The 4685-nt window shown below is 46.2% G+C and carries 7 protein-coding genes; 2 read left to right on the forward strand and 5 right to left on the reverse strand.

The window, feature by feature from the left end:
- The first annotated feature begins 101 nt into the window (after positions 1-101).
- Both WA010_RS11375 and WA010_RS11380 read left to right on the forward strand, forming a co-directional pair.
- Positions 102-797: a 2OG-Fe(II) oxygenase gene (locus WA010_RS11375; protein WP_422557230.1), complete on the forward strand. Its 696-nt coding sequence runs from the start codon at positions 102-104 to the stop codon at positions 795-797.
- Positions 798-830: 33 nt separating this feature from the next.
- Positions 831-1811, forward strand: coding sequence for a DUF475 domain-containing protein (locus WA010_RS11380; RefSeq protein WP_422557231.1), 981 nt, complete (start codon positions 831-833; stop codon positions 1809-1811).
- On the opposite strand, the gene WA010_RS11385 is transcribed toward WA010_RS11380, so the two are convergent.
- The 5 genes from WA010_RS11385 to WA010_RS11405 form a co-directional block, all read right to left on the reverse strand.
- Complete coding sequence (locus tag WA010_RS11385; protein WP_422557232.1) at positions 1808-2095, reverse strand: CBU_0592 family membrane protein; 288 nt, start codon at positions 2093-2095, stop codon at positions 1808-1810. The genes WA010_RS11380 and WA010_RS11385 overlap by 4 nt on opposite strands.
- 7 nt (positions 2096-2102) lie before the next feature.
- Positions 2103-2357, reverse strand: coding sequence for a Txe/YoeB family addiction module toxin (locus WA010_RS11390; RefSeq protein ID WP_422557233.1), 255 nt, complete (start codon positions 2355-2357; stop codon positions 2103-2105).
- Positions 2354-2608 (reverse strand): type II toxin-antitoxin system Phd/YefM family antitoxin, encoded by a 255-nt coding sequence (locus WA010_RS11395; protein ID WP_422557234.1) that lies wholly within the window; start codon positions 2606-2608, stop codon positions 2354-2356. The genes WA010_RS11390 and WA010_RS11395 overlap by 4 nt, the downstream gene beginning before the upstream one ends.
- Positions 2609-2857: 249 nt before the next feature.
- Positions 2858-4486: a chaperonin GroEL gene (groL, locus tag WA010_RS11400; RefSeq protein WP_422557235.1), complete on the reverse strand. Its 1629-nt coding sequence runs from the start codon at positions 4484-4486 to the stop codon at positions 2858-2860.
- An 11-nt stretch (positions 4487-4497) separates the two neighbouring features.
- On the reverse strand, positions 4498-4685 hold a 188-nt coding region (locus tag WA010_RS11405; protein ID WP_422557236.1), incomplete at its 5' end, for a co-chaperone GroES.

Here is a 4685-nt window from a genome sequence, read left to right on the forward strand (position 1 = left end):
GATAAAGATGCGGCATTTCAAAACTTCGTCGGAGTGATGGACGTGCTCAAACGTTTGGGACATGAACAGCTCTATATTGTGACCGATAAGCAGAAATAGTTATGCATCAAATCAGTAACTACGTCTATGCACGCGATGAGTTACTGGGATGGGATATCCCTACCGCGCGGCTTCCCAATCCCTATCACGATTTTCCCTATATGGTTTTGGAGGGGGTACTCACTCCGGTCGAATGCCGCTTCATTACGGCTGCCGCACTATCGGATAACACTGCTGTGCAGGCAGAACTTCGCGGACGTTCTCTTGATACGACTATCCGTAAAACCGATATTCACATTCTCAGCCCTGAGCACCGAGAAATGTATAATCGCCGTTTTGAAGCGGTAAAAGCTGAAATTGAAGATTTTTTTGCCCTTTCTCTCGCCAAAGCGACAGACGTGCAGGTTCTAGGCTACGAGAGCGGGTCGTTTTATCTCAAGCACTCAGATGATGCGAGTGAGCTTCGTGACCGCTACGGGAATGTGGTCGGCTATCGCACCGTCGCCCCTGAGCGTAAACTCACCACCGTCCTCTTTACCACCTCCTATACGCCTCATCCGACCGACAGTGACCATTTCAGCGGGGGAGAATTGCTCTTTAACTATTTGTGCGATGAGTCAGGCAATACGATTACACTCCGTCCCGAAGCAGGGGACATGGTGGTATTTCTGAGTAATCCCTATTTCTCACATGAGGTGCTTCCCGTCAAAGAAGGGTTTCGTCTTTCGTTGGTTCAATGGCATAATGCCCACATGTAAGTTATAATTGCGCATTACTTTTGAAGGATGCTCATGCGCTACTTTTATAGCTCGTTTGCAATCATGGCTTTAGGGCTGATTGCTGCGTTTTACCTCGGCGGACTTGCCGCTATTTACATCACCTTTCTTCTGATTGTTTTGGAAATTTCCCTTTCATTCGATAACGCGGTTGTCAATGCAAAAGTTTTGGAGACGATGGACCCGATTTGGCAGAAACGGTTTATCGTTTTCGGTATTCCGATCGCGGTTTTCGGGATGCGTTTGATATTTCCGCTTGCAATTGTTTCGATTGTGACGGGGATGGGATTGATGGAAACACTTCAAGTGGCGATGAACCAGCCCTCAGAATACGAAAAAGTGCTGAAAGCGACCGAATCGACGATTTTTGCATTCGGGGGGGCGTTCTTGCTCATGGTCTTTTTGGACTTTTTCTTTGAAGAGCGGGATGTTAAATGGGTGACCTTTGTTGAGGATTCAAAAATGATGGAAACCTTCTCAGGCGTTGCCAACATTGAGTTGATTACCGCGATTATGGTCGGTATCGGCTTAGGACACATTACTCAGGATTTCGGTGTCGTATTGGCATTTATGTACGGAGTATTGCTTCACTCATTACTTGGGATGCTGGATCATTTCCTCTCTTCCGATACGGTCAAAAGCGGAATTGCCGGATTTATCTATCTCGAAGTGCTTGACGCGAGTTTCAGTTTTGACGGTGTAATCGGAGCGTTTGCCCTTACCAGTAATATCTTTATCATTATGATAGGGCTTGGTGTGGGAGCGATGTTTGTGCGGAGTATCACCCTCTATTTTGTTGAGCATAAAACCCTCTCCGAATTCCGTTATCTCGAACACGGTGCTCACTATGCGATTGGAATTTTAGCGATTATCATGTTGATGAAAATTACCACCCACATCAGTGAAATGGTGACAGGAACCATCGGTATCGGTCTTATCGCTATTGCGTTTGGCCATTCCCTTTGGGAAAATAAAAAAGCGAACGAAATCGCTTAATCTTCTTCGCCGCCATTGTTGGCGGTATTCTCTTCTCTCTTTTTCAATTTATAATATTTGAGTATCCCGTACACACTAATCAACATCCAAATCGATTCCATTAAAAACGATGCAAGATTCCAATCATACAGCAGTGAGATGATGATCAGCAATGCTCCTAGGGTATTTAAGACGGAGAAGCTTAAATCTTTTGCCTCCATTTTTTCCAATTGTAAAAGCATGTAAGCGACGATAATGATAATGACGCCGATAATTCCGATGAGGTCGGTTAGGGATAAGTACATGTTTTTCTCAATAATGGTATCGGCACTGTGCAATTAATAGTGCGCCATTTTCAATAGAATAGACGAGACGGTGTTCGCGATTGATACGGCGTGACCAAAAACCGCTCCAATTATGGCGAAGAGGTTCGGGTTCGCCGATCCCTTTGAAAGGATCACGACAAATTGCCTTCACCAGTTCATTAATCCGTTTGAGTATTTTTTTATCATTCTCTTGCCAGTAGAGATAATCTTCCCATGCTTCTTCGGCAAAAACAATTTTCATTCCTCAATCAACGCTTTTTCGATACCGCGACCGCTTCGAAGCGATTCGATGGCACTGTTAAGTCGCATAGCATTCGTCATGCTTTGCATAAGATAAGCACTCTCTTCATAGGAACGAAAATCTTCTTCAGAGATCAATACCGCATTGCCGCCTGATCGTCGTGTAATCAGAACAGGAATATGGTTATTAACAGCAGTATCGATGGTTTTAGCAAAGTGCTCACGGGCTGAGGAATAGGTAATTGCTGTCATTAGATGCCTCCTTGTGAATAGTTGTACATATAATAGTACATATATTGGAGATTGTCAAGAAAAAAGATTTAGAGAAGGGTTTCGTTCGGGCAAGCGTGAGGCTTCTATTTTATGCTAAGCCGTCGCCGGTCGCTTTGCGACATCGGCTTTGGTTTCGAGCCTATTGATGGCTAAGCCTCACTGCTCATTGCATTCGGCACGTTCGGTTTCAGACCTAAAAATGTCCGTTTAGGACATTTTTTACGGTCTTTACATCATACCCGGCATTCCACCCATACCGCCCATATCAGGCATTGCAGGTTTATCTTCTTTGATTTCGTGGATTGTTGCTTCGGTGGTGAGAAGCATACTTGATACCGACGTTGCGTTGGTCAATGCGACACGCTCAACTTTGAGCGGATCGATGATTCCCGCTTCGTACATATCGACGTATTCGCCCGTTGCCGCGTTGAATCCGATGTTTTCATTCGTTGCAGAAACGATAGTGTTGACGACAACACCCGCATCGTATCCCGCATTTTCAGCGATTTGTTTAACCGGAGCCGTGATCGCGCGAAGGATGATCTCCCATCCGATTTTTTGATCGCCGCTAAGGTCGTGTTTCACTTTTGCCGCCGCACGGATCAATGCCGCACCGCCGCCGATGACGATCCCCTCTTCAACCGCCGCTTTGGTTGCTGAGAGTGCATCGTCAACACGGTCTTTTTTCTCTTTCATTTCGGTTTCAGTAGCCGCTCCGACTTTGATAACCGCAACACCGCCAGCGAGTTTCGCAAGACGTTCTTGAAGTTTTTCTTTGTCGTATTCGCTCGTAGTCGCTTCGATTTGAGTACGGATCTCTTTGATACGTGAGTTCACCGCATCTTTATCTCCAGCTCCGTCAACGATGGTTGTGTTGTCTTTGCTGATAACGACGCGCGCTGCTTGACCGAGGTCTGCTACTGTTGCGCTGTCGAGTGTACGTCCGATCTCTTCGCTGATGAGTTGTGCACGGGTAAGTACCGCGATATCTTGGAGCATCGCTTTGCGGCGATCACCGAATCCCGGAGCTTTAACGGCTGTGATGTTGAGTACACCGCGAAGTTTGTTTACAACGAGAGTTGCCAACGCTTCACCCTCAACGTCTTCTGCGATGATGAGGAGTGGGCGTGAGCTTTTTTGAACTTGCTCCAACACAGGGAGAAGGTCTTTTAGGTTCGAGATTTTTTGATCGAACAAAAGGATAAACGGATGATCGAGTTCAACGGTCATTTTCTCCGAGTTGGTGATGAAATACGGGCTGAGGTACCCACGGTCAAACTGCATCCCCTCAACAACGTCGAGTTCATCATTGATCCCTTTTGCTTCTTCAACGGTGATAACACCGTCACGGCCAACTTTGTCCATCGCTTCAGCGATCATGGCACCGATACGCTCATCCGAGTTTGCAGAGATGGTGGCTACTTGCGCGATCTCTTTTTTATCGTTGATGATGCGTGAAGCCGCTTTGAGTTCTGCCAAAATCGCTTCAGTTGCTTTGTCCATACCCCGTTTTACTTCGATTGGGTTAGCCCCTGCGGTGATGTTGCGAAGACCCTCTTTGAAAATAGAGTTGGCAAGGATGGTTGCCGTAGTCGTACCGTCTCCCGCCTCATCCGCTGTGTTGGACGCAACCTCTTTAACGAGTTGCGCTCCCATGTTCTCTAGCGGGTCTTTGAGTTCTACCTCTTTGGCTACCGTTACACCGTCTTTGGTGATCAACGGTGCGCCGTAGCTACGTTGGATAAGAACATTACGACCGCGTGGCCCCATCGTTACTTTGACCGCATCAGTGAGTTTTTGTACACCCGCGGCGAGTTTATTACGAGCGTCATCTGAATAGTGAATTTCTTTTGCCATAGTTGTTTCCTTTATTTAATAATTCCGAGTAAATCGCTTGTATCGATAACAAGGTAAGCTTTTCCCTCTAATGTCAATTCTGTACCGGCGTATTTACCGAAAACGACAACATTCCCTATCTCTACATTACTTACTTTCTCGCTCACTGCTATAACAGTTCCTTGAGACGGTTTCTCTTTTGCATTGTCAGGAATAATGA

Source organism: Sulfuricurvum sp. (genome assembly GCF_049305995.1).
Classification (GTDB): domain Bacteria; phylum Campylobacterota; class Campylobacteria; order Campylobacterales; family Sulfurimonadaceae; genus Sulfuricurvum.

Bases quoted from the DNA above. Each gene is read 5' to 3' on its own strand.
- WA010_RS11375 (WP_422557230.1), top strand. From the start codon at position 102: ATGCATCAAATCAGTAACTACGTCTATGCACGCGATGAGTTACTGGGA.
- WA010_RS11380 (WP_422557231.1), top strand. From the start codon at position 831: ATGCGCTACTTTTATAGCTCGTTTGCAATCATGGCTTTAGGGCTGATT.
- WA010_RS11385 (WP_422557232.1), bottom strand. From the start codon at position 2,095: ATGTACTTATCCCTAACCGACCTCATCGGAATTATCGGCGTCATTATC.
- WA010_RS11390 (WP_422557233.1), bottom strand. From the start codon at position 2,357: ATGAAAATTGTTTTTGCCGAAGAAGCATGGGAAGATTATCTCTACTGG.
- WA010_RS11395 (WP_422557234.1), bottom strand. From the start codon at position 2,608: ATGACAGCAATTACCTATTCCTCAGCCCGTGAGCACTTTGCTAAAACC.
- groL (WP_422557235.1), bottom strand. From the start codon at position 4,486: ATGGCAAAAGAAATTCACTATTCAGATGACGCTCGTAATAAACTCGCC.